The 25505-nt window shown below is 58.1% G+C and carries 21 protein-coding genes and 2 pseudogenes; all 23 read left to right on the forward strand.

The genetic code is table 11. The features are described 5' to 3' along the window. Positions 1–1802: translation initiation factor IF-2 (infB, locus tag BN1189_RS11270; RefSeq protein ID WP_040228145.1), on the forward strand; the 1802-nt coding region annotated here is incomplete at its 5' end. Continuing rightward, positions 1799–2077 carry a DUF503 domain-containing protein gene (locus BN1189_RS11275; protein WP_040228147.1) on the forward strand — a complete coding sequence of 93 codons (279 nt, stop codon included), beginning with the start codon at positions 1799–1801 and terminating at the stop codon, positions 2075–2077. The genes infB and BN1189_RS11275, both read left to right, overlap by 4 nt. 20 nt (positions 2078–2097) lie before the next feature. Further along, on the forward strand, positions 2098–2457 hold the full coding sequence (rbfA, locus tag BN1189_RS11280; protein ID WP_040228307.1) for a 30S ribosome-binding factor RbfA: 360 nt from the start codon (positions 2098–2100) through the stop codon (positions 2455–2457). Between the two features lie 67 nt (positions 2458–2524). After that, on the forward strand, positions 2525–3457 hold the full coding sequence (gene truB, locus BN1189_RS11285) for a tRNA pseudouridine(55) synthase TruB (protein ID WP_040228149.1): 933 nt from the start codon (positions 2525–2527) through the stop codon (positions 3455–3457). Beyond that, positions 3454–4401: a bifunctional riboflavin kinase/FAD synthetase gene (locus BN1189_RS11290; RefSeq protein WP_040228154.1), complete on the forward strand. Its 948-nt coding sequence runs from the start codon at positions 3454–3456 to the stop codon at positions 4399–4401. Before truB ends, BN1189_RS11290 begins: the two co-directional genes overlap by 4 nt. Positions 4402–4530: 129 nt before the next feature. Continuing rightward, on the forward strand, positions 4531–4800 hold the full coding sequence (gene rpsO / locus BN1189_RS11295) for a 30S ribosomal protein S15 (protein WP_040228156.1): 270 nt from the start codon (positions 4531–4533) through the stop codon (positions 4798–4800). 636 nt (positions 4801–5436) lie between these two features. After that, entirely contained in the window at positions 5437–7542 is a 2106-nt protein-coding gene (locus tag BN1189_RS11300) for a polyribonucleotide nucleotidyltransferase (protein WP_040228159.1), read from the forward strand. Between the two features lie 79 nt (positions 7543–7621). Then, positions 7622–8839, forward strand: coding sequence for a M16 family metallopeptidase (locus tag BN1189_RS11305; protein ID WP_040228161.1), 1218 nt, complete (start codon positions 7622–7624; stop codon positions 8837–8839). A 147-nt stretch (positions 8840–8986) separates the two neighbouring features. Beyond that, entirely contained in the window at positions 8987–9253 is a 267-nt protein-coding gene (locus BN1189_RS11310; protein ID WP_040228163.1) for a YlmC/YmxH family sporulation protein, read from the forward strand. After that, positions 9250–10050 (forward strand): hypothetical protein, encoded by an 801-nt coding sequence (locus BN1189_RS11315; protein WP_052455825.1) that lies wholly within the window; start codon positions 9250–9252, stop codon positions 10048–10050. Before BN1189_RS11310 ends, BN1189_RS11315 begins: the two co-directional genes overlap by 4 nt. Then, positions 10043–10633: a dipicolinate synthase subunit B gene (locus BN1189_RS11320; RefSeq protein WP_040228165.1), complete on the forward strand. Its 591-nt coding sequence runs from the start codon at positions 10043–10045 to the stop codon at positions 10631–10633. The genes BN1189_RS11315 and BN1189_RS11320 overlap by 8 nt, the downstream gene beginning before the upstream one ends. A gap of 87 nt (positions 10634–10720) precedes the next feature. After that, a pseudogene (locus BN1189_RS16835) lies at positions 10721–10840 on the forward strand (aspartate-semialdehyde dehydrogenase); the annotation flags it as partial. Between the two features lie 188 nt (positions 10841–11028). Continuing rightward, positions 11029–11619: a dipicolinate synthase subunit B gene (locus BN1189_RS11330; protein ID WP_040228165.1), complete on the forward strand. Its 591-nt coding sequence runs from the start codon at positions 11029–11031 to the stop codon at positions 11617–11619. Positions 11620–11706: 87 nt separating this feature from the next. Then, a complete protein-coding gene (locus BN1189_RS11335) occupies positions 11707–12801 on the forward strand; it encodes an aspartate-semialdehyde dehydrogenase (RefSeq protein ID WP_040228171.1) in 1095 nt (364 codons plus the stop codon). Then, the gene (gene dapA / locus BN1189_RS11340) at positions 12755–13642 is read left to right on the forward strand and encodes a 4-hydroxy-tetrahydrodipicolinate synthase (RefSeq protein WP_040228174.1); all 888 of its coding nucleotides are present in this window, start codon (positions 12755–12757) and stop codon (positions 13640–13642) included. Before BN1189_RS11335 ends, dapA begins: the two co-directional genes overlap by 47 nt. A gap of 116 nt (positions 13643–13758) precedes the next feature. Then, positions 13759–14562, forward strand: a pseudogene (locus tag BN1189_RS11345) (ribonuclease J); the annotation flags it as partial. A 268-nt stretch (positions 14563–14830) separates the two neighbouring features. Further along, positions 14831–16498 (forward strand): ribonuclease J, encoded by a 1668-nt coding sequence (locus BN1189_RS11350; RefSeq protein ID WP_040228177.1) that lies wholly within the window; start codon positions 14831–14833, stop codon positions 16496–16498. A gap of 73 nt (positions 16499–16571) precedes the next feature. After that, positions 16572–18950, forward strand: a complete 2379-nt coding sequence (locus BN1189_RS11355) for a DNA translocase FtsK (RefSeq protein ID WP_040228179.1) — start codon at positions 16572–16574, stop codon at positions 18948–18950. 174 nt (positions 18951–19124) lie between these two features. Then, the gene (locus BN1189_RS11360) at positions 19125–19853 is read left to right on the forward strand and encodes a GntR family transcriptional regulator (RefSeq protein ID WP_040228181.1); all 729 of its coding nucleotides are present in this window, start codon (positions 19125–19127) and stop codon (positions 19851–19853) included. A gap of 50 nt (positions 19854–19903) precedes the next feature. After that, entirely contained in the window at positions 19904–20998 is a 1095-nt protein-coding gene (locus tag BN1189_RS11365; RefSeq protein ID WP_040228183.1) for a BMP family lipoprotein, read from the forward strand. Between the two features lie 179 nt (positions 20999–21177). Then, positions 21178–22734, forward strand: a complete 1557-nt coding sequence (locus BN1189_RS11370) for an ABC transporter ATP-binding protein (protein WP_040228311.1) — start codon at positions 21178–21180, stop codon at positions 22732–22734. Beyond that, positions 22727–23773: an ABC transporter permease gene (locus tag BN1189_RS11375; RefSeq protein WP_040228185.1), complete on the forward strand. Its 1047-nt coding sequence runs from the start codon at positions 22727–22729 to the stop codon at positions 23771–23773. Before BN1189_RS11370 ends, BN1189_RS11375 begins: the two co-directional genes overlap by 8 nt. Position 23774: 1 nt before the next feature. Beyond that, positions 23775–24734, forward strand: coding sequence for an ABC transporter permease (locus BN1189_RS11380; RefSeq protein ID WP_040228187.1), 960 nt, complete (start codon positions 23775–23777; stop codon positions 24732–24734). Positions 24735–25505: the final 771 nt, after the last annotated feature.

Raw genomic sequence — 25505 nt, forward strand, 5'->3', positions numbered from 1 at the left:
AACGGCAGCCGGTCCAACAGGCGCCGCGCGTACCAAAACCGCTTCCGGAGAAAATCACGTTCTATGAATCCCTCTCCGTCGCGGAACTGGCGAAGAAGCTCGGACGCGAACCTTCAGAAATCATCAAGAAGCTGTTCATGCTCGGCGTGATGGCGACCATCAACCAAGAGCTCGACAAAGATGCAATTGAGCTCATCTGCGCCGATTACGGGGTAGAGGTTGAGGAAGAGATCCGCATTGACATCACCGACCTTGAAACCTACTTCGAAGATGAAGAAGGCGAGGACGAGCACAAGGAAGAACGTCCGCCGGTCGTGACGATCATGGGCCACGTCGACCACGGGAAGACGACTCTCCTTGACTCGATCCGCAACACGAAAGTGACCGAAGGCGAAGCCGGCGGCATCACCCAGCATATCGGCGCCTATCAGATCACGGACAACAATAAAAAGATCACATTCCTCGATACACCGGGCCACGCGGCCTTCACGACAATGCGTGCGCGCGGGGCGAAGATCACCGACATCACGATCCTCGTCGTGGCGGCAGACGACGGAGTCATGCCGCAGACGGTCGAAGCGATCAACCACGCGAAAGCGGCGGAAGTTCCGATCATCGTTGCAGTCAACAAGATGGATAAGCCATCCGCAAACCCGGACCGGGTCATGCAGGAACTGACCGAACACGGACTCGTTCCCGAAGCATGGGGCGGAGACACGATCTTCGTTCCGATTTCGGCGCTGAAAGGCGAAGGAATCGATACGCTGATCGAAATGGTCTTGCTCGTATCCGAAGTCGAGGAACTGAAGGCCAATCCGGACAAGCGGGCACGCGGGACGGTCATCGAAGCACGGCTTGACAAGGGCCGCGGCTCCGTTGCAACGCTCCTCGTCCAGGACGGAACACTGAAAATCGGTGATCCGATCGTTGTCGGCTCCACATTCGGACGCGTCCGTGCAATGGTCAACGATGTCGGCCGCCGTGTGAAAGATGCCGAGCCGTCCACACCGGTTGAAATCACGGGTCTGAGCGATGTGCCGCTCGCCGGAGACCGGTTCGTCGTATTCAAGGACGAAAAGACGGCCCGCCAGGTCGGGGAATCCCGCGCGATGGACGTGCTCCAGGAACAGCGCGGCGAGAAGTCCCGCGTCACTCTCGACAATCTGTTCGAGCAGATGAAGCAGGGCGAGATGAAGGAACTGAACCTCATCGTCAAGGCTGACGTCCAGGGCACGGTCGAAGCGATGGCCGCTTCACTCATGAAGATCGAGGTTGAAGGAGTCAACGTCAAGATCATCCACACCGGCGTCGGTGCGATCACCGAATCCGACATCAGCCTGGCGGCGGCTTCGAACGCCATCATCATCGGCTTCAACGTCCGTCCGGATGTCAATGCCAAGCGGGCGGCGGATGAGGAAGGCGTCGATATCCGTCTCCACCGCGTCATCTACAAAGTGATCGAGGAAATCGAATCCGCGATGAAGGGCCTCCTGGATCCGGAATTCGAAGAAAAGATCATCGGCCAGGCGGAAGTCCGCGAGACCTTCAAAGTATCGAAAGTCGGCACGATTGCAGGTGCCTACGTCACGGAAGGCAAAGTGACGCGGGATTCCGGTGTCCGGGTGATCCGGGACAGCGTCGTCATCTTCGAAGGCGAACTCGATACGCTGAAGCGGTTCAAGGACGACGCAAAAGAAGTGGCCCGCGGCTATGAATGCGGGATGACGATCAAGAACTTCAATGACATCCAGGAAGGCGATATCATCGAAGCTTACGTCATGGAAGAGATCAAGCGGGCGTGATCATCCTCGCCGAATGCGAATTCTATCTTTATGACACGCATTCATTGAAAGAAAAACGGGCGATCTTGCAGCGCATGATCACACGGGTCAGACAGCAGTACAATGTCTCCATCGCCGAAACGGGCCATCAGGACCTTTGGCAGCGGGCCGGCATTTCGGTCGTCGCGGTGGCCTCATCCAGGACATCCGCCGAGCGTGAGATCGACCGCGTGCTGAACTTCCTGATGTCCCACTCCGGCTGGGAGATGACCGAAAGCATCAAGCAAGACTTATAGCGGAAGCCGAGGTGTTCAAGATGACAATGAGGGCCAACCGCGTGGCGGAACAGATGAAGAAAGAGCTGGGAGAGATCATCAGCCGAAAGCTGAAGGATCCGCGCATCGGGTTCGTCACTGTGACGGATGTCGAGGTGACCGGTGATCTTCAGCAGGCCACGATTTTCATTTCCGTGCTGGGAGACGACCGCCAGAAGGAAGAGACGCTCAAAGGGCTCACGAAGGCGAAAGGGTTCATCCGGTCTGAGATCGGCAACCGGATCCGCCTCCGCAAGACCCCTGAAATCTTCTTTGAATTCGATGAGTCGGTCGACTACGGCAACCGGATTGAATCTCTTCTCCGGCAAGTCAATGAATCGAAGCCGGAATCCGAGGAATAATGGAAAGAGCCTGCAGCCGGATTCGGTGCAGGCTCGTTTTCCGTACATAGGAAAGGAGGGATCCTGCATGTATGAAGGGATCCTGCCGCTCTGGAAGGAAAAGGGGATGACTTCCCATGACTGCGTCTTCCGGCTGCGGAAAATCTTGCGGATGAAACGGATCGGCCACACCGGAACGCTCGACCCCGACGTTGAAGGGGTTCTCCCGATCTGCCTCGGCCGGGCGACGAAGACGGCGGAGTATGTGACGGACGCCGGGAAGACCTACGAGGCGGTCGTCCGTCTCGGCAGGGCGACCGAAACGGAGGATGCGTCCGGCGAGACGGTCGAAGAGGATCTTTCTGATAAACGGATACCGGCCGATGAAGTGCGCCGTGTGCTCGCCTCGCTCACCGGGAATATCGTCCAGACCCCTCCGATGTATTCGGCGGTTAAAGTGAACGGCCGGAAGCTTTATGAGTATGCACGGAAGGGTATTGAAGTGGAGCGCCCATCACGGACGGTGACGATCCGCCGGATGGAACTGCTGTCCGGCCCGGAACTTTTCGAAGGAGCGGAGCCGGGGTTTCCGATCCGGGTTGAATGCGGCAAAGGGACTTACATCCGGACGCTTGCCGTCAGGATCGGCAGTGAACTCGGCTACCCGGCTCATATGGAATCACTTGTCCGGACCGCCTCCGGATCGTTCACCGCGAAAGACTGCCTGACGCTCGGTGAAGTGGCTGAACGCCAGGAGGCCGGCACACTGACAGATGCCATCCTGCCGCTGGAACGGGCACTTGCCGGGTTTCCGTTCGTCGAAGCAGATCCCGGTCTCCTGCGCCAGGTGCTGAACGGACAGGTTCTCGACGCCCATCCCCTGCTTGAAGAGAACGCGCGGATCGTGTTCACCGCAGGCTACAGGGCAGTAGCGGTGTACCGGCTGCATCCCGAAAAACCGGCAAAGATGAAGCCCGAAAAAATGTTCGGGCCGCCGATGGAAGAGAGGGAAAACAAATGAAGGTTTATCAGATCACCTATCCTGAAATACCGGATACCGCCGGCGATTCATTTTCGGTTGCCGCCGGATTTTTCGACGGGATCCACAGAGGACACCAGAAAGTGATCCGCCATGCGCTGGAGGCAGCCCGCAACGAAGGGCTGACGCCGGCCGTCATGACATTCGACCCTCACCCGTCCGCCGTGCTCGGCAACCGGGAGGGCGTGACTTATATCACGCCGATGGAACAGAAAATCGAAATCCTGAGGAACATGGGAATCGAGGCCGTCTTCGTGATCCGGTTCACGAAAGCATTCGCTTCGATGACGCCCGGGGAGTTTGTGGATTCCTATGTAAAAGGCATCGGCATCCGGCACATCACGACCGGCTTTGACTTCACGTTCGGCAAGTTCGGAAAAGGCACGCCGGATGACCTGGAGCGGCTGGCGGACGGGGCATATGAAGTATCCGTGATCGGGAAAGTGGAAGACCACGGAGAGAAAATCAGTTCCACCCGGATCCGGCAGCTTCTCGCAGAAGGGGAAGTGGAGGAGGCGGCACGGCTTCTCGGCCGCCCGCTCATGACGGACGGGACCGTTGTGGAAGGTGACAAGCGGGGAAGGCTGATCGGCTTCCCTACGGCAAACGTGAACCCTGCCGACGGATCCTGCCTGCCGGCCCCGGGCGTCTACGCGGTTTATTTCGAGTGGGACGGGAACCGGTATCCGGGTGTCCTGAACGCCGGCTACCGCCCGACTTTCAAAGACCCGGACAAAACCTCGCTTTCAGTAGAAGTCCATCTGATCGGGTTCGACGGGGACTTGTACGGCAAGCAGGCCCGCATCCTCTGGATGGACCGGATCCGGGAAGAGCGCCGGTTTGACGGAGTGGAAGCCTTGAAAGAGCAGATCGGCCGAGACAAAGAGGAAGCGGAAAAACGGCTTTCGGGTTTATCCGGCAGTTGAATCGAACCGCCGGCTGTGATATGATTTGTTTGTGCTGAAAAGCACTCAACCATTGCTTGGCAATCGATTCACCAACGTTTGCTCGGGAATTGGGGATATTATTCTAAAAAAGTTTTGGAGGTGAACAGGATGGCATTGACAAAAGAGCGTAAAAATGAACTCATCCAAGAGTTCCGCACGCACGAATCGGATACGGGTTCCCCGGATATCCAGATCGCTATCCTCACGGAAGAGATCAACAACCTGAACGGACACTTGCGCACACACAAGAAAGACCACCACTCCCGCCGCGGCCTTTACAAAATGGTCGGCCGTCGCCGGAATCTGCTCAAGTATCTTCGTGAAAACGACGTTCAACGCTATCGCGACCTGATCGCGAAACTCGGCCTCCGCCGATAATCGCGTAACCATGCAAAAGCGGGCTTCGGCCCGCTTTTTTCTATGCCCGAAATCCCTTCGCATCCCGCCCCCGTTTTTGGTACACTAAATTAGATACATACAAAGAAAAGCGGAGCGGGCCGCCTAGACCTGACAGGCGTAAGACAGTCAGTGCAGCGAGGCTTGCCTCGCGGAGCTGAATGACTTACGACCCCGAGGGTCTGGCCCGCGCAGCTAGACAGAAGAAAAGCGGAGGGCGGCTGAAAGGGGCGACAGGCATAAGAGAGGAAGTCTGCCGACACGCGGCTGACTGACCCGCTGACGCGGGCCTCCGAGCCCCTGTTGCCCAACGCTTTGCTTTTGGGCACAAAAAACATTGCCGCCCGGAGCTGGACAGAAGAAAAGCGGAGCGGGCCGGGAGAGGAAGTCAGCCAAAGATCGCCGCTTTGCGACACTGGCTGACTGACCCGCTTGCAGCGGCCCTCCGACAGGCATAAGGCCGACGGCGGAGCGAAGCCTGCTTCGCAGAGCCGGCGGACTTATGACCCCGAGGGTCTGGCCCGTAGCTAGACAGAACAAAAACGCAAGCCCCGCCCGGAATGCCACCAAGTATAAAGGGCCAAGATAAATAAGGGTATTGAAGAGAGGAGCAATCCGATGAACGACAATCAGAAGAAGTACACCTTCAACTGGGCCGGCCGCGAATTGATCGTGGAAACCGGTAAATTTGCCAAGCAGGCAAATGGTGCAGTTCTTGTGCGTTACGGCGATACGGCTGTCCTGTCGACCGCCACGGCATCCAAGGAGCCGAAGCCGCTCGATTTCTTCCCGCTCACCGTCAACTACGAGGAGCGGCTGTATGCAGTCGGCAAAATCCCGGGAGGCTTCATCAAACGGGAAGGTCGTCCTTCCGAAAAGGCCGTGCTGACGAGCCGTCTGATCGACCGCCCGATCCGTCCGCTGTTCCCTGACGGTTTCCGGAACGAAGTGCAGGTCATTTCCATGGTCATGTCCGTCGACCAGGACTGCTCTTCCGAAATGGCGGCCATGTTTGGTTCGTCCCTTGCCCTGATGGTGTCGGACATTCCGTTCGGCGGTCCGATTGCAGGTGTCCAGGTAGGCCGCATCAACGGTGAATTTGTCATCAATCCGACGGTTGCACAGGAAGCGGAAAGCGACATCGACCTGATCGTCGCCGGCACGAAAGATGCCGTCAACATGGTCGAAGCCGGCGCGAAGGAAGTTGAAGAGTCGGTCATGCTCGAAGCGATCATGTTCGGGCACGAGGAGATCAAGCGCCTCATCGCCTTCCAGGAGCAGATTGCTTCCGAAAATGCGAAGGAAGACCGCGAGATCAAGCTGTTCCAACTGGATGAAAACCTGCTTGGAGAAGTGAGGGAAAAGGCGGAAGCCCGCCTGCTCGAAGCGATCCAGGTGAAGGAGAAGCACGCGCGGGAAGAAGCGATCCAGGCAGTGAAGAAGGAGATCATGGAGAGCTATGCCGAGTCGGAAGAAACCGATCTTGGACAAGTCCGCGCGGCACTCGACAAAATCGTCAAGGGAGAGGTCCGCAGGCTCATCACGGATGAAAAGATCCGTCCCGACGGCCGTCGCCCGGATGAAATCCGTCCGCTTGCTTCGGAAGCGGGCGTGCTTGGCCGGACACATGGCTCTGCACTCTTCACGCGGGGCCAGACGCAGGTGCTCAGCATCTGTACGCTCGGTGCGCTCGGCGATGTCCAAATCATCGACGGACTCGGAATCGAAGAATCGAAGCGGTTCATGCACCACTACAACTTCCCGCAGTTCAGTGTCGGGGAAACCGGACCGATCCGCTCGCCGGGCCGCCGGGAAATCGGTCACGGGGCACTCGGGGAGCGCGCGCTGGAACCGATCGTGCCGTCCGAGGAAGAGTTCCCGTACACAGTCCGTGTCGTCTCCGAAGTGCTCGAGTCTAACGGATCGTCCTCGCAGGCGTCGATTTGTGCTTCGACAATGGCCATGATGGATGCCGGCGTGCCGATCAAGGCACCGGTTGCAGGCATCGCGATGGGGCTCGTCAAAAACGGGGACAATTATACAGTCCTTTCCGACATCCAGGGCATGGAAGATGCGCTCGGCGACATGGACTTCAAGGTCGCCGGCACCGAAAAAGGCATCACGGCTCTTCAGATGGACATCAAAGTGGAAGGACTTTCCCGTGAAATCCTTGAAGAAGCACTTGCCCAGGCGAAGAAAGGGCGCATGCACATCATGGAAAACATGATGTCCGCCATTTCATCGCCGCGTGAGAACCTGTCCGACTTCGCTCCGAAGATCCTCGTTGTGAAGATCAAGCCGGAAAAGATCCGCGACGTGATCGGACCGGGCGGCAAGCAGATCAACAAGATCATCGAAGAGACCGGCGTCAAGATCGACACCGAACAGGACGGAACCATCTTCATTTCGTCCGTCGATCAGGCAATGAACGAAAAAGCCAAATCCATCATCGAGAATATCGTTCGTGAAGCGCAGGTCGGAGAATACTACGAAGGCAAAGTCAAACGGATCGAGAAGTTCGGCGCGTTCGTTGAACTGTTCCCGGGCAAAGACGGACTTCTCCATATTTCCGAAATCCAGGAGCAGCGCACAAACAAAGTCGAAGACGTCCTGAAACTCGGCGATGTCGTCCGGGTGAAAGTCATTGAGATCGACAACCACGGCAGGGTCAACCTGTCCCGCAAAATTGTTCTGAAAGAAGAAGAGAACGAAGCGCAATCCTGATTGCTCGGCAAGAAGAGGGACCGGCCAATGCTGAAGGCCGGTCCCTCTTTTGGGTTGCGCACCAGAAAGGGGGAGGCCGATGATCAAGAAACTGACCTTGCCGAACGGAGTGCGGATCGTGCATGAATCGATGCCGACAGTGCGTTCCGTTTCGGCGGGCATCTGGGTGAAAGCCGGTTCGCGAAATGAGGCGGCCGGGGAGGAAGGCATCGCCCACTTCATCGAACATATGCTGTTCAAGGGAACCGCACGCCGGTCGGCACGGGACATTGCCGTCGCATTCGACCGGACGGGCGGAGACGTCAACGCCTTCACTTCCATGGAAGAGACGTGTTATTTCATGAAAGTCCTGGACGAACATGCGTCGGATTCGCTCGAAGTGCTGGCGGACATGTTCTTCCATTCGCTGTTTGATGCAGAAGAAATGGAGAAAGAGAAATCAGTCATCACCGAAGAAATCGCCATGGTCGAAGATGACCCGGAAGATGATGTCCATGAGCAGCTCATGGCGGCTATGTATCCGGAACATCCGATGGGCCGGCCGATCCTCGGCACGAAGGAAAGCGTCCGCTCCTTCACGGAAGAGCAGGCCCGGAACTTCATGTCGAGGCATTACCGGCCGGAAAACACCGTCATTTCGCTCGCGGGGAAGATCGATGATTCCCTGATCGCCAAAGCTGCGGAGCTGTTCGGCGGATGGAAGCCATCCGGTCTCCGGTCTCCCGCTCTGGCACCGCCGGCATTCCAGGCGGGCAATATCCGGAAAAAGCGGGAAGCGGAGCAAGCGCATCTGTGCATCGGATTTCCGGGGCTTGACGTCAACGACCCGGACATCTATGCACTGATTGTCCTGAACGGCCTGCTCGGCGGAAGCATGTCTTCCCGGCTGTTCCAATCGCTCCGGGAGGAGAAAGGGCTCGCCTACTCCATCTATTCCTATCATTCCTCCTACTCAGACAGCGGATCGGTCACCATTTACGGCGGCACGTCGCCGGACCGTCTGGGTGAAATGCAAGAAGCGATCGATGCGGAAATCCGCAACCTCCTCAAATCCGGCGCCACGTCGGCCGAGCTTGAAGATGCAGCCGGCCAGATGCGGGGCAGCATGCTGCTCGGGCTTGAAAATCCCGGTGCCCGGATGAGCCGCAACGGAAAGAACGAGCTGTTCACCGGCGAACATAAAACCCCGGAAGAAGTGATGGAAAGCTTCGCGCAAGTCGAAAAAGAGCAGGTCGACCGTCTCGCCCGGGACCTGCTTTCCGGCCCGCGTGCGACTGCCATCATTCTTCCTTCCTGAAAAGCCATCCACGCGGGTGGCTTTTCGTCATTTCCGGGCAGCGGAGTTTTCCGCCCCCCGCCCCTTCCGCTCACATCACCCCGGGCGGACAGCATATAGTGGATAGAAAGGGTCTTAGAAACAATCCGCGGGGAAGGAAGTGGAGGAATGCTCTTGTCGACAATGGCCGAAAAGGAGCTCATCCAGATGGAGGAGGGCGTCCGCTACGGCCTGCTCGCCGACACAGAAATGCTGTTTGACCCGAAGAGCGGCCGCATTTACGGATTCGAGCTCCGGCGCCGGGGCGGCTGGCTCCAGGGCGGCCGGAAAACAGGCGAGGCGGAATACATTCCATGGGAGGAAATCGTCCTCATCGGCGATGACCGGATCTTGTTCAGACGGACAAAGCCGCTCCATGAGGGGATGTTTGATTGAGCAGGGCACAATGGGTTCTCATCGGAACGGATCCGCGGCTGCGCATTGCGGCGGATCGCCTGAAAGCAGGCGGCGGACTCGTTGTCCTTCATGAGCAGGATCACTGGAGCCCGGAAACCGACCGGCTGATCACGGAGAACCGGCCGAATCGCCTCGTACTCCCGTTCCGTCCAATGCCCGGCCTTCCGGCAGACGGCGTCCTTGAACTGACAGGCGACATATATGCGGGGCAACTGGATGAAGGGTGGAAAGGTGCACTCGGCAAAGCCGGAAAAGATCCGCTCCTTTATCTCAACGAAGAGCGGTTCGTGTGGGAGAACGCCGGGCTGACGGCAGAAGGGTTCCTCGCATCCTGGTACTCGGGAGGCGGCGGTTCGGTCCGCGGGAAGGAATTCCATATCGCCGGCTACGGGCGGGTCGGAAAGGCGCTTGCGCGGCTTCTCGGCCCGGCCGGAGCCCGCGTTGCCGTGATGGCCCGGTCGCCGGCCGCGGTCGCGGAGGCGAATCAGGAAGGGTTCGCCGTCTGTCCGCTCACCGCAGGGATGAAATCGGTAATGCCGGCAGTGCTCATCAATACGATCCCGTCACGATGGCTCGATCCGGAAGGTCCCGTCAGGCCGGACCGCATCCTGGATCTCGCCTCCTCGCCGGGCTGCCTAGCCCCCGGCCGCCGTCATGAATACTATGAATTACTGCCTGCGCTTCCCGGGAAGTGGTTTCCGGAAGATGCGGCCCGCCTTCTTGCGGATGCGCTGTGCAGGATTGACGGCGAACGGAAGGGGAGGAACGATGCTTAAAGGAAAACGGATCGGTTTCGGCATTACCGCGTCACACTGCACTTATGCGGATGTCATCCCGAAGATCAGATCATTCACCGAACGGGGCGCGACGGTCGTGCCGGTCATCACCCATTCGGTGCTCACTGCGGCGACCCGGTTCGGGACAGGCGAGGAATGGATCAAGCGGATCACGGAAGAAGCCGGTGCTCCAGTGATCTCTTCCATCCTGGACGCCGAGCCGCTCGGCCCGAAAAATCCGGTCGACTGCATGGTCATCGCCCCGATGACGGGGAATTCGATTTCAAGGCTGGCGAATGCGGTCACGGATTCGCCGGTGCTCATGGCGGCCAAGGCGACACTCCGGAACGGGACCCCGGTCGTGATCGGGATTTCGACGAACGACGCGCTCGGACTGAACGGACAGAACATCATGAAGCTGCTCAACACGAAAAATATTTATTTCATCCCGTTCGGGCAGGACGACCCGGTCAAAAAGCCGAACTCGCTCATCAGCGATTTCACGAAGATGGTGCCGGCGGTCGAGGCGGCACTCCAAGGCAGACAGCTTCAGCCGGTGCTCATCAACCATCCGGCACAATGAGTACAAAATGAAGATCATCACAAATCCTCCCGATAAACATGATATAATACTGAACATTCGATCATGAGAGATAGGGAGTGTTGCAGGATGGGATACACAGTCGCAATCGTCGGAGCCACCGGAGCGGTCGGCCGAACAATCGCGGAAAAGCTTGAGGAACGGAATTTTCCGGCGGACAAGGTGAAATTCCTTGCCNTGGCTCGATCCGGAAGGTCCCGTCAGGCCGGACCGCATCCTGGATCTCGCCTCCTCGCCGGGCTGCCTAGCCCCCGGCCGCCGTCATGAATACTATGAATTACTGCCTGCGCTTCCCGGGAAGTGGTTTCCGGAAGATGCGGCCCGCCTTCTTGCGGATGCGCTGTGCAGGATTGACGGCGAACGGAAGGGGAGGAACGATGCTTAAAGGAAAACGGATCGGTTTCGGCATTACCGCGTCACACTGCACTTATGCGGATGTCATCCCGAAGATCAGATCATTCACCGAACGGGGCGCGACGGTCGTGCCGGTCATCACCCATTCGGTGCTCACTGCGGCGACCCGGTTCGGGACAGGCGAGGAATGGATCAAGCGGATCACGGAAGAAGCCGGTGCTCCAGTGATCTCTTCCATCCTGGACGCCGAGCCGCTCGGCCCGAAAAATCCGGTCGACTGCATGGTCATCGCCCCGATGACGGGGAATTCGATTTCAAGGCTGGCGAATGCGGTCACGGATTCGCCGGTGCTCATGGCGGCCAAGGCGACACTCCGGAACGGGACCCCGGTCGTGATCGGGATTTCGACGAACGACGCGCTCGGACTGAACGGACAGAACATCATGAAGCTGCTCAACACGAAAAATATTTATTTCATCCCGTTCGGGCAGGACGACCCGGTCAAAAAGCCGAACTCGCTCATCAGCGATTTCACGAAGATGGTGCCGGCGGTCGAGGCGGCACTCCAAGGCAGACAGCTTCAGCCGGTGCTCATCAACCATCCGGCACAATGAGTACAAAATGAAGATCATCACAAATCCTCCCGATAAACATGATATAATACTGAACATTCGATCATGAGAGATAGGGAGTGTTGCAGGATGGGATACACAGTCGCAATCGTCGGAGCCACCGGAGCGGTCGGCCGAACAATCGCGGAAAAGCTTGAGGAACGGAATTTTCCGGCGGACAAGGTGAAATTCCTTGCCTCCGCCCGGTCGGCGGGCACCTCTGTGCGTTTCCGCGGGACGGAGCATATCGTCGAGGAAGCGGTCCCCGGGCAATTCGATGATGTGGACATCGCATTCTTCAGTGCCGGCGGGAACGTTTCCAAGGCGCTTGCGCCGGAAGCGGTCCGTCGGGGGGCAACGGTCATCGACAATACGAGTGCGTTCCGGATGGATCCGGACACGCCGCTCGTCGTTCCGGAAGTGAACCGGGACGTCCTGAAAAGGCACCGGGGCCTCATCGCCAATCCGAACTGCTCGACGATCCAGATGGTCTGTGCGCTTGAGCCCGTCCGGAGGAAGTTCGGCCTGAGCCGCGTCATCGTCTCGACTTATCAGGCCGTCTCGGGGGCCGGCGCGGATGCGATCGATGAACTCGGACGCCAGGGGGCCGGAATGGACGGCCGGGCTGATGCCGGCGCGGCGCTGCTTCCCGTGAAAGGAGATCAGAAACATTTCCCGATCGCCTATAATGCCATCCCGCAGATCGACGTGTTCGGCGAAGACGGCTATACGCTCGAGGAGTGGAAGATGATCAACGAGACGAAGAAGATCATGGAAATGCCCGATCTCCGCGTCTCGGCGACTTGTGTCCGGCTCCCCGTCGTGACGGGACACTCGGAATCCGTCTACTTCGAAACGGGGGATGCGGCCGCGGACACAGCGGGCATCCGGGCGGCGCTTGAAGCGGCAGAGGGAATCACGGTCCTCGACGATCCGGACAGCCAGTCGTATCCGATGCCGCTGTTTGCCGAAGGGAAAAATGATGTGTTCACCGGAAGACTGCGGAAAGACCCTGACGTCCCGGGCGCCTTCCATCTATGGGTCGTGGCCGATAATCTGCTGAAGGGAGCCGCCCTCAACTCGATCCAGATTGCGGAGGCGCTCATCGCGGACGGAACGGTGAAAGGGGAAAGAGCCGATGGAACTCGGCAACATCTCGACGGCGATGGTCACGCCGTTCGATGAACAAGGGGAAGTCGACGAAAGCCGGCTCCGGCTGCTCGTCGACCATCTGATCCGCACGGGATCGGATTCGATCGTCGTCTGCGGGACGACGGGGGAATCCCCGACATTGACAGACGCAGAACGGGCAGCCGTCATCAGGATGGCGGTCGAAGCCTCGAAACAGCGGGTGCCGATCATCGCCGGCACCGGCAGCAACAGCACGGCTTCGACGATCGCCCTGACAAAGGAAGCGGAACGGATCGGAGCGGACGGCATCATGCTCGTCACGCCTTACTACAACCGGCCGGGCCAGCGGGGGATCCATGCCCACTTCAAGGCAGCGGCAGAGAGCACCCGGCTTCCGGTCATGCTCTACAACGTGCCGTCGAGGACCGCCTCCCGGCTCGAACCGGAAACCGTCATTTCGCTGGCCGGCATCAAAAATGTCCGGGCGCTGAAAGAGGCGGGAGGGGACCTGCTCAAGATGACGGCCGTCATCAGCGGCACGGACCCGGGGTTCCGGCTGTACAGCGGCGATGACGGACTGACCCTGCCCGTGCTGGCCATCGGAGGCCGCGGAGTCGTTTCGGTCGCCTCCCACGTGGCGGGCACGGAAATGCAGGAGATGATCCGGGCATTCCGCGGCGGGCGGGCGGACGAAGCGGTACGCCTCCATGCAAAAGTGTGCGCGCTTTCGGAAGCGCTGTTCTCGAACCCGAGCCCCGCACCCGTCAAGCACGCCCTCCGCTCGGCGGGGATCGAGACGGGCGGGGTCCGCCTGCCGCTCGTCGGGCTGGACGCCGCGGGATCAAAAGCCGTGGAACAGGCGCTCCGCCGCTTCAAATCAACGGATACCGCTTGAACAGAAGGATCAGGAAAGGCCGGTCGACGGCCTTTTTTTTATTTGTGCTGAAAGTTCTGCTCCCGTATAATGGAGGACAGCGGATATCGAACGGGTACGATTTAGGAGGAGTACAATTGACCAAGACAAAAAATGAAAACATCAAGGTCACCCCACTCGGAGGAGTCGGGGAGATCGGGAAGGCGATGTATGTCGTCGAAATCGACGAAGAGATGTTCATCGTCGACAGCGGGCTCATGTTCCCGGAAGGAGAGATGCTCGGAATCGACATCGTCATCCCGGACATGACCTATATCGAAGAAAACAAAGACCGGCTGAAGGGAATTTTCCTCACGCACGGGCACGAAGACGCAATCGGCTCGATTGCCTATCTTCTGAACAAAGTTCAGGCGCCCGTCTACGGGTCGAAGCTGACGATCGCGCTTGCGAAGGAGCACCTGAAGGCGATGCCCGCTCCGGGGAACGTCAAATTCTATGAAGTGTCGAACCGGAGCCGCATGAACTTCGAAGGGACCTACGTGACGTTCTTCAATACGACGCACAGCATCCCGGATTCACTCGGCATCGTCTTCCATACGAGCGAAGGCGCGATCGTCCATACCGGCGAGTTCAAATTCGACCAGTCGGCCAAAGGCAAATACCGCCCGGACATGGCCAAGATGGCAGCCCTCGGGGACGAAGGCGTGTTCATCCTCATGTCCGATTCGAACGAAGCGGAGCGACCGGGTCATACGACGCCGGAATCCGTCATCGCGGAACAGCTGTCCACGACCTTCCACAAGGCACAGGGCCGGATCCTGATCGCCCTCTATGCATCGAACTTCATCCGCATGCAGCAGGTTCTTGACCGGGCGGCGGAAACGGGCCGGAAAGTGGCGGTCATCGGGGAATCGCTCGAGACCTACTTCCACGTGGGGCTCAANACCCGAGCCCCGCACCCGTCAAGCACGCCCTCCGCTCGGCGGGGATCGAGACGGGCGGGGTCCGCCTGCCGCTCGTCGGGCTGGACGCCGCGGGATCAAAAGCCGTGGAACAGGCGCTCCGCCGCTTCAAATCAACGGATACCGCTTGAACAGAAGGATCAGGAAAGGCCGGTCGACGGCCTTTTTTTTATTTGTGCTGAAAGTTCTGCTCCCGTATAATGGAGGACAGCGGATATCGAACGGGTACGATTTAGGAGGAGTACAATTGACCAAGACAAAAAATGAAAACATCAAGGTCACCCCACTCGGAGGAGTCGGGGAGATCGGGAAGGCGATGTATGTCGTCGAAATCGACGAAGAGATGTTCATCGTCGACAGCGGGCTCATGTTCCCGGAAGGAGAGATGCTCGGAATCGACATCGTCATCCCGGACATGACCTATATCGAAGAAAACAAAGACCGGCTGAAGGGAATTTTCCTCACGCACGGGCACGAAGACGCAATCGGCTCGATTGCCTATCTTCTGAACAAAGTTCAGGCGCCCGTCTACGGGTCGAAGCTGACGATCGCGCTTGCGAAGGAGCACCTGAAGGCGATGCCCGCTCCGGGGAACGTCAAATTCTATGAAGTGTCGAACCGGAGCCGCATGAACTTCGAAGGGACCTACGTGACGTTCTTCAATACGACGCACAGCATCCCGGATTCACTCGGCATCGTCTTCCATACGAGCGAAGGCGCGATCGTCCATACCGGCGAGTTCAAATTCGACCAGTCGGCCAAAGGCAAATACCGCCCGGACATGGCCAAGATGGCAGCCCTCGGGGACGAAGGCGTGTTCATCCTCATGTCCGATTCGAACGAAGCGGAGCGACCGGGTCATACGACGCCGGAATCCGTCATCGCGGAACAGCTGTCCACGACCTTCCACAAGGCACAGGGCCGGATCCTGATCGCCCTCTATGCATCGAACTTCATCCGCATGCAGCAGGTTCTTGACCGGGCGGCGGAAACGGGCCGGAAAGTGGCGGTCATCGGGAAATCGCTCGAGACCTACTTCCACGTGGGGCTCAAGCTCGGTTACTTGAATGTGAAAGATGACACGGTCATCCCGGTCAAGGAAATCGGGAAATACGACGATTCCCAGATCGCCATCATCGTGACCGGCAACCAGGGCGAACCGCTGCATGCGTTGGAACGGATCGTGAAGCGCCAGCATAAGGATATCCGGATCAAAGACACCGACACGGTGCTCATCACCTTCACTCCTTCCGCAGGAATGGAAGTCGGCATGTACAACACGATGAACGAACTGGCGAAGGCGGGCGCGGATGTCCTGACGGCAATCCGGAAAGTCCATGTTTCGGGGCACGGCAGCCAGGAGGACCTGAAGCTCATGCTCAACCTCATGAAGCCGAAATTCTTCATCCCGATCCAGGGGGAGTACCGGATGCTGATCGCCCACTCGAAGCTGGCCCAGCAGACCGGCCTTCCGAAATCCCGCATCTTCATTGCGGACAAGGGCGACATCGTCGAGTACAAAAACGGCAAGATGCGCATGAGCGGCCGTGTCCAGGCGGGCAATGTCCTCATTGACGGCATCGGGGTCGGGGATGTCGGCAACATCGTCCTGCGCGACCGGAAGCTGTTGTCGGAAGACGGGATCTTCATCGTCGTCATCACCCTCAACCGCAAGAAAAAGACGATCGCTGCGGGTCCGGAGATCCTGTCGAGAGGTTTCGTCTACGTGCGTGACTCGGGAGAACTGTTCGATGAGGCGGGCGAGCTCGTGAAGAAGATCGTCGGCAAGTATTCCAACAAGGAATCGTTTGAATGGACGAGCATCAAGCAGGAGATCCGCGATACGCTCAATTCATACCTTTACCAAAAGACGAAGCGCCGGCCGATGATCATCCCGATCATCATGGAATACTGACGCATCACACAATCAAAAAAGACAAAAACGGGATTTCTTCGCCGTCCATGGCGGGAAATCCCGTTTTCAACAGATGGAGGGGGACGCTTTGGCACAAAAGAAAAAGAGAAAGAAAGCCGCGAGCAAGAAAAAGAAAAGGACCGGCCTCCATCCGCTCGCCTATGAGATGGCAGGCCTGATCATGACCGGCCTGGCCGTCATCACGTTTTTCGAACTGGGATTTGTCGGGCGGGCGCTCGGGAATCTGTCGAAGTTCCTCTTCGGCAACTGGCATCCCGCCATGCCGCTCATGTTCATCGTATTCGCCCTGCTGCTCATGGTGAAGCGGCAGGTGCCGGCAATCCGGAACCGGCTCGTCGCCGGCCTGCTGCTGATCCTCGGCAGCCTGACCCTGTTCAGCCATGTGCTGCTGTTCAATGAACGGTACGAGAGCGGCCGCCTGCAGACGACGAGTGCGCTGAAAGAGACATGGATCATTCTCGTCACGGACGGGGGGATCACGGACGGCGGCGTGTCCCTCGGGGGCGGCATAGTCGGCGGGCTGCTGTTCGCGATGTTCCATGTGCTGTTTGATTCGGCCGGGGCGACGATCGCGGGCATCATCATGCTGTCGATGGGGATCGTCCTGCTGACGGGAAAGGCACTCGTCCCGTATCTGGCGGAGAAGGTCCCGGAAGCGGCGGAAAGCATCGGGGAGTGGTTCCGCAGGGAACGGCCGGAAAAGCAGGAAAAACAGCCGGAACGGAAAACGGAAAAGCGGAAGAAGGAGAAAAAGAGCCGGAACCGGGGCGAGCAGGCAGCCGCCGAAGACGCCGTCCATACACTGACGGTATCGGGGGCAACCGCCCAGCCGGCGTCCGAATCACCGGACGAACCGGCACCGCGACCGCAGCCGATCATCTCTTCCTTCACGGAGCGCGTGGACCGTGCGCAGGAACCGGATGCCAAGTCCGGTCCGAAGAAAGAGGAAGGCAAGCCGGAAGAGGGAGGGGCCGAAATCGGTTCGATCAGCGACGCAGAACCGGTGAATGAAGACTATGTGCTGCCGCCCGTCACGCTCCTGAATCCGCCGCCTGATTCAGATCAGAGCGGGGAGTACAATGCGATCCAGCACAATGCCGAAAAGCTCGAAAAAACATTCCACAGCTTCGGCGTCAGGGCAAGCGTCACGCAGGTCCACCTCGGGCCGGCCGTCACCAAGTACGAGGTCATGCCGGACACCGGGGTCAAGGTGAGCCGGATCGTCAGCCTGTCGGACGACATCGCCCTGGCGCTCGCCGCGCGCGATATCCGGATCGAAGCGCCGATCCCCGGAAAATCCGCCGTCGGGATCGAAGTCCCGAACTCTGAAGTGGCCGTCGTCTCCCTCCGGGAAGTGCTCGAGTCCCGGAACAACAATAAGCCGGATTCGAAGCTCATGGTTTCCCTCGGCCGCGATATTTCGGGCGACGCCGTGATGGCCGAACTGAACAAGATGCCCCATCTGCTCGTCGCCGGATCGACGGGCAGCGGGAAAAGTGTGTGCATCAACGGCATCATCATCAGCCTGCTCATGAGGGCCAAGCCCCATGAAGTGAAGCTCATGATGATCGACCCGAAAATGGTCGAGCTCAATGTGTACAACGGGGTGCCGCATCTGCTGGCGCCGGTCGTCACGGATCCGAGGAAGGCGTCCCAGGCGCTGAAGAAAGTCGTCGCCGAAATGGAGCGCCGCTATGACTTGTTCTCCCATACCGGCACGAGGAACATCGAAGGATACAACCACCATATCGATGACTGGAACAAGGAAAATGACGAGAAGCATCCGAGGCTCCCTTACATCGTCGTCATCGTCGATGAGCTCGCCGACCTGATGATGGTCGCGTCGAGCGATGTGGAAGACTCGATTACGAGGATCGCCCAGATGGCCCGGGCGGCCGGCATCCATCTCATCATCGCGACCCAGCGGCCGAGCGTCGATGTCATCACCGGCATCATCAAGGCGAACATCCCGTCCCGGATCGCTTTTGCCGTCTCGTCCGCCGTCGACTCCCGGACCATTCTGGACTCGGGCGGCGCGGAAAAGCTTCTCGGGCGCGGGGACATGCTGTTCATCCCGGCCGGCGCCTCCAAGCCGACGCGGATCCAGGGCGCGTTTCTGTCCGACCAGGAAGTCGAGGAAGTCGTCGACTTTGTGATCAGCCAGCAAAAAGCCCAATATCAGGAAGAGATGATCCCATCGGATATCGAGGAGAAGGCTCCCGATGAAGAAACGGATGAACTGTACGATGAAGCGGTCGATCTTGTTCGAAGCATGCAGCAGGCTTCCGTCTCGATGCTCCAGCGGCGGTTCCGGATCGGCTATTCCCGGGCGGCACGCATCGTCGACCAGATGGAAATGCGGGGCGTGGTCGGACCTCATGAAGGCAGCAAGCCGCGTCAGGTCCTGCTCGGGGATGCTCAGGATGAATGATTGCGTTTGCAATTTGATGTCAAATTGATAACAATTATGAGCTATTGGCCTCTTGTGCCCTATTTAATTCGAAATATAGGTATTTATTTAGCGGGATAAAAGTGATATAGTATGACTGATTAGGAGGAAGGTTTTACATCAGATGTCTGATCTCATTAATTTGGTGGTGATTGCATGACGATCAAGGCGGATCACCGGCACTTGTATCTCCAGGTGATCGACCGGCTGAAGCGCGATATCTCGACGGGCGTTTTCAAAGAGAAAGAAAAGCTCCCGTCCGAGTTCGAGCTGGCCAAGATGCTCGGGGTGTCGAGGGCGACTCTGCGCGAGGCGCTCCGTCTGCTGGAGGAAGATCACTATATCGTGAGGAGACACGGAGTCGGGACATTCGTCAATCCGAGGCCTCTGTTCTCTTCGGGAATCGAGGAACTGTCGAGTGTATCTGCCATGATCAGGCAGGTCGGCATGGTCCCCGGCACGAACTTCATCAGTTCATCCGAGGAGAAGGCGGCCGATGAGGACGTGGAGCGATTTGGATGCGGTCCGGACGAACTGATCACGACGATCAAGCGGGTCCGGACGGCGGACGGCGAACCGGTCGTCTACTGCATCGACAAAGTGCCCTCACGGCTCCTCGGCGAAGAATTCCTGAAAAGGAAGGACGACTCGATCTTCGAGGCGATCGAACGGACGGGGGACCTCCGCATTACCCAGGCGGTGGCCCATATCGAACCGGTCGGCTATGACGAAGAGGCATCCCCCGTTCTGGAATGCGAACCCGAGACCGCGCTGCTCATGCTGAAACAGCATCATTATGCAGAAGGCGACGCTATGGTCCTGTATTCGAGGAACTATTTCAAAGGCGACAAGTTCAACTTTCACGTATTGCGAAAACGGATGTAAAACGATCCAACTTCCTGCTATCACCCAAAATATTCTAGGGGGTTCCACACATGGCAAAACGCAAGTTCGGCCTTGCACTGTCGGTCCTGCTCGCTGCCGGAACGCTGCTCGGCGCATGCGGCTCCGACAAAGACGACGAGGCGGCAAAAGACAACGGCAATAAAGAAGGCGGCACGGAAGAAACAAGCGACTTCTCCCTGGCGATGGTCACTGACGTCGGCGGCATCGACGACAAATCCTTCAACCAGGCTGCATGGAAAGGCATCCAGGACTTCGGAAAAGCGAACGACCTTGAAAAAGGCGACGGCGGCTATGATTACCTTCAGTCGGCCGGTGAAGAAGATTACATTCCGAACCTGAACGCCCTCGCACGCCGCGACTTCACACTCGTCTTCGGTGTGGGCTTCATGATGGAGGATGCAATGGATGAAATCGCGTCCCAGCAGAAAGACACGGAATTCGCGATCATCGATGCGGTTGTTGACCAGCCGAACACGGTCAGCATCCTCTTTAAAGAGCAGGAAGGTTCCTACCTGGCAGGTGTCGCAGCGGCACTCATGACAGAGTCCAAAAAAGTCGGCTTTGTCGGCGGCATGGAAAACGAAGTTATCCACCGCTTTGAAGCCGGATTCGTAGCAGGCGTCAAGGCCGTTGATCCGGAAATCGAAATCGACGTTCAATATGCCGGCGCATTCGACAAGGCGGAAATCGGCAAGACGACTGCAAACCGTATGTACTCAAGCGGCGTTGACATCATCTTCCACGCTGCGGGCGGCACGGGCAACGGCGTCTTCTCCGAAGCGAAAGAACGCAAAGCTGCCGATGCAGATGCAAACGTATGGGTCATCGGCGTTGACTCCGACCAGTACGACGAAGGTGCGGTCGGCGACACGAACGTCACCCTCACTTCGATGCTCAAGCGTGTTGACGTAGCAGTCGAGGACATCGCGAAGCGTGCGAAAGACGGCGACTTCCCTGGCGGCGAAACACATGTTTACGGCCTCGATGAAGACGGTGTCGATCTGGCGGACTCCCGCGGTGCCATCCCTGAAGATGTCATGGCACAGATCGACGAATACAAAGAGAAGATCAAATCCGGCGAGGTCGAAGTACCTGAATATCCGGAAGGCAAAGAACCGAAATAATATCATGCTTTACACATGGAGGCCGGCCTATTCCGGCCTCTATGCTTCTTTTTGATTCCAGATCCATGTAAATGGATAGATGAAAGGTTTCCTGGTCCAGGAAGTCTTTCCTGTATCCGTTTTTCGGCCACGGATGAGCGGCCGGTGATCCAGGTCCAAGAGGCAAAGGAGTGAATCAGTTGGAATATGTGATCGAAATGCTCAACATCCGCAAGGAGTTCGGCAATTTCGTGGCAAACGATAATATCACACTGCAGCTCGGGAAAGGGGAGATCCACGCCCTTCTCGGGGAGAACGGTGCCGGGAAATCGACACTCATGAACGTTCTCTTCGGACTGTACCAGCCGGAAGGCGGAGAGATCCGCGTCCGCGGCAAAAAAGTGAATATTACCGATCCGAACGTGGCAAACGACCTCGGGATCGGCATGGTGCATCAGCACTTCATGCTCGTCGAAAACTTCACCGTCACGGAGAATATCATCCTCGGGAACGAACCGACAAAAGGCGGATCCCTGAACATATCTTCCGCCGCGAAGAAAGTCGCCGAGCTGTCCAAGCAGTATGGCCTCAATGTCGATCCGTATGCCAAGATCGAGGATATCTCGGTCGGGATGCAGCAACGGGTGGAAATCCTGAAAACGCTGTACCGCGGAGCGGAAATCCTCATCTTCGATGAACCGACCGCATCCCTGACCCCGCAGGAGATTTCCGAGCTCATCGGGATCATGAGGAAACTCATCTCCGAAGGCAAGTCGATTATCCTCATCACCCACAAGCTCCAGGAAATCATGGACGTGACCGACCGGGTGACTGTCATCCGGAAAGGGAAAGGGATCGGCACGGTGATCACCGCCGAGACAAATCCCGAGGAACTGGCCTCCCTCATGGTCGGGCGCCAGGTCACGTTCAAGACCGAAAAGGGGCCTGCCCATCCGACAGACGAAGTTCTCCGGATCCAGGACCTGGTCGTCACGGATTCCCGGAACATCGAGAAGGTGAAGGGGCTGAACCTGAATGTCCGCCGGGGAGAGATCGTCGGCATTGCGGGCATCGACGGCAACGGCCAGTCCGAACTGATCGAATCGATCACCGGTCTGAGAAAAGTGAAATCCGGCAAAGTGGCCATCAACGGGAAAGACATCACGAACAAGCGGCCGAGGCAGGTCACCGAGTCGGGCGTCGGCCATATTCCGCAGGACCGCCACAAACACGGGCTCGTTCTTGACTTTCCGATCGGCCATAACATCGCACTCCAGACGTATTACCAGAAGCCAATCTCCAAAGGCGGCATCATCGATTACAAGAACATCGACAAGTTCGCCGCGGGCATCATCGAGCAATACGACGTCCGGACGCAGGGACCGCATGAACCCGCCCGGGCGCTGTCCGGAGGAAACCAGCAAAAAGCGATCATCGGACGCGAAGTCGAGCGAAATCCGGACTTGCTCATCGCCGCCTTGCCGACACGCGGGCTGGACGTCGGGGCGATCGAGTTCATCCACCGCCGGCTGATCGAGCAGCGGGACAGCGGTAAAGCGGTCCTCCTCATTTCCTTCGAGCTCGATGAAGTCATGAACGTCTCTGACCGGATTGCAGTCATCTACGAAGGCTCGATCATCGACACGGTCATCCCGTCCGAAACCGATGAACAGGAACTCGGCCTGCTCATGGCAGGCCATTCCATGAAAGAGGCGGAGGCCATCCAGGCGGAAGAAGGTGACGATAAGCATGTCTAACAGAATGATCAACATACTCGTCCCCGTGATCTCCGTAATCCTCGGCCTGCTTGTCGGGGCGATCGTCATGGCCGTGAGCGGCTACGATCCGGTGAAGGGCTATATCGCGCTATGGAACGGGATCTTCGGCGACTCGTATGCAATCGGCGAGACGATCCGCCAGATCACGCCTTATATCCTGGCGGGTCTTGCGGTGGCGTTCGCCTTCCGTACCGGCCTCTTCAACATCGGGGTCGAGGGGCAACTCATCGTCGGCTGGTTCGCCGCCGTTTATGTCGGAGCGGCTTTTGATCTGCCAAAAGTGATTCATCTGCCGCTCTCCATCCTGGCCGGCGCCGCAGCCGGGGCACTCTGGGCATTTCTCCCCGGTCTCCTGAAGGCCAAGATGAAGATCCACGAAGTCATCGTCACGATCATGATGAACTATATTGCCCTCCACGTGGTCAACGCGCTGATCAAAACATGGTCGGGCGGCGGGGACAAGACGGATAGGATCCACGAGTCGGCATCCCTCCGTTCGGATTTCCTTGCCTCGCTGACGGATTACTCGCGGCTTCACTACGGAATCATCATCGCCCTCCTCATGGTGGCGCTCATGTGGTTCCTGCTTGAGAAAACGACGACCGGCTTTGAACTGAAGGCGGTCGGCTTCAACGAAAACGCTTCGGAATATGCCGGGATGAGGATCGACAAGAACATCATCCTCGCCATGGTCATCTCCGGTGCTTTCGCCGGCCTCGCCGGTGCCATGGAGGGGCTCGGCACATTCGGAAATATGTACACACGCGGCGGCTTCACGGGCATCGGGTTCGACGGGATCGCCGTCGCACTGCTCGGCGCCAACACGCCGCTCGGGGTCATCTTCGGTGCCGTGCTGTTCGGCTCCCTGAAATACGGGGCGCTCAACATGCCGAACGCCGCACAGATTCCCGAGGAGATCGTCCAGATCGTCATCGCGCTCGTCATCTTCTTCGTCGCGTGCGGCTATGCGATCCGCCTTCTCCTGAGCAAGATCTCCAAGAAAAAGGAGGCGAAGTGACATGAGCTTCCTCGAAGTCCTGTACTTCATGGCTCCGGTGTCGATCGCCTACGCGGCTCCGCTCATCTTCACCGCACTCGGCGGTGTGTTCTCCGAGCGCTCCGGCGTTGTCAACATCGCCCTCGAAGGGCTGATGGTGATGGGTGCCTTCATCGGTATCCTGTTCAACCTGTTCTTTTATGATACGTTCGGCAACTGGACGCCGTGGGTCGCGTTGCTTGCGGCGATGATCATCTCCGGGATCTTCTCGCTGCTGCATGCGGTCGCGTCGATCACGTTCCGCGCCGACCAGGTCGTCTCCGGCGTGGCGATCAACATGCTCGGACTTGCCGTCGCCCTGTTCCTTACGAAGCTGATCTTCGACAAAGGGCAGACCGACTTCATCAAGAAGGCGATCCCGAACTTCAACATTCCGTTCCTCGAGGACATTCCGGTGATCGGACCGATGCTCTTCAAGGGCGTGTACGGCTCCAGCATCCTGGCCGTCCTGGCAGCAATCATCGCCTGGTATGTCATCTTCAAGACCCCGTTCGGCCTCCGGCTGCGGGCGGTCGGCGAGCACCCGATGGCGGCCGACACGATGGGGATCCACGTCAACAAGATCCGCTACATCGCAGTCGTGATCTCCGGTGCGCTTGCCGGGATCGGCGGCGCCATCTATTCCCAGACGATGACCCGGGACTTCGGCCACGCCACGATCAACGGCCAGGGCTTCATGGCCCTCGCCGCGATGATCTTCGGCAAATGGCACCCGATCGGCGCGATGGGCGCAGCCATCTTCTTCGGCTTCGCCCAGGCCCTCGCCGTCGTCGGCCCGAGCATCCCGATCATCAAGGAAATCCCGACCGGCTATCTCCACGCCCTGCCGTACGTCCTGACCATCCTGGCCCTTGCCGGATTCATCGGCAAAGCCTCCGGACCGAAGGCAAACGGAAAACCATATATCAAAGGAAGCCGGTAATCCGGCACGCAGGCTCCCCCGGGGGCCTGTTTTTTTTGATTTAAATCTCGGGCGCGGGCCGAGTAGGGTGAGGTGAGTGTAATCGGAGAGGGGCTGGGTGTAATCGGAGGACAGCCGAGTGTCATCGGAGAACAGCCGAGTGTAATCGGAGCGTGGTTGAGTGTGATCGGAGCGTGGCCGGGTGCCATCACATTCACTTTTCCCGGGGTGTCTTCTAAGGACGCGCTCAATGGATCACTTGCAGAAAGTGAGTGCGCCGTCCCCCAAAGGCCAAACGCTTTGATTCTTGATCGAGGGAAGAGGATTTGAAGTGGGTGCTGATCGTTTGGGAGGGAGTTGGCTTTGCCAGCGTGAATGTTAATATGGGGAGGAGGAGCGCTAACTTCGGCAGAGGGAGTGTTAACTTCAGAGGTACCGGTGTCAACTTTGGAGGAGTGAGTGCCAACTTCGAGCGGGTTAGAATTAACTTCGCCTTCTTGGGCATCAAATTGAGGACGGGCGTCTGTTGAACTCTGGTCGAAAAATCGTCGGGAGGCAAGTGACGTGGGCGATTCGATAAGAGAATTTCGGAGCAAGAGAGTGATTTCGGAGTAAGGAGCGGAAAATCGGAGTATGGCCGACATTTTCGGAGTAAGGAGCGAAAAATCGGAGCATGGGCGCCAATTTCGTAGTAAGGACAGGAAAATCATCCGATCCACATGATCAGACGCCGATCCAATAGACCTGATCAGCTTCCGGGGAAGACGTCCGCATCCAACTTGTTTACATAAT

Source organism: Bhargavaea cecembensis (assembly GCF_000826125.2).
GTDB classification, from domain to species: domain Bacteria; phylum Bacillota; class Bacilli; order Bacillales_A; family Planococcaceae; genus Bhargavaea; species Bhargavaea cecembensis_B.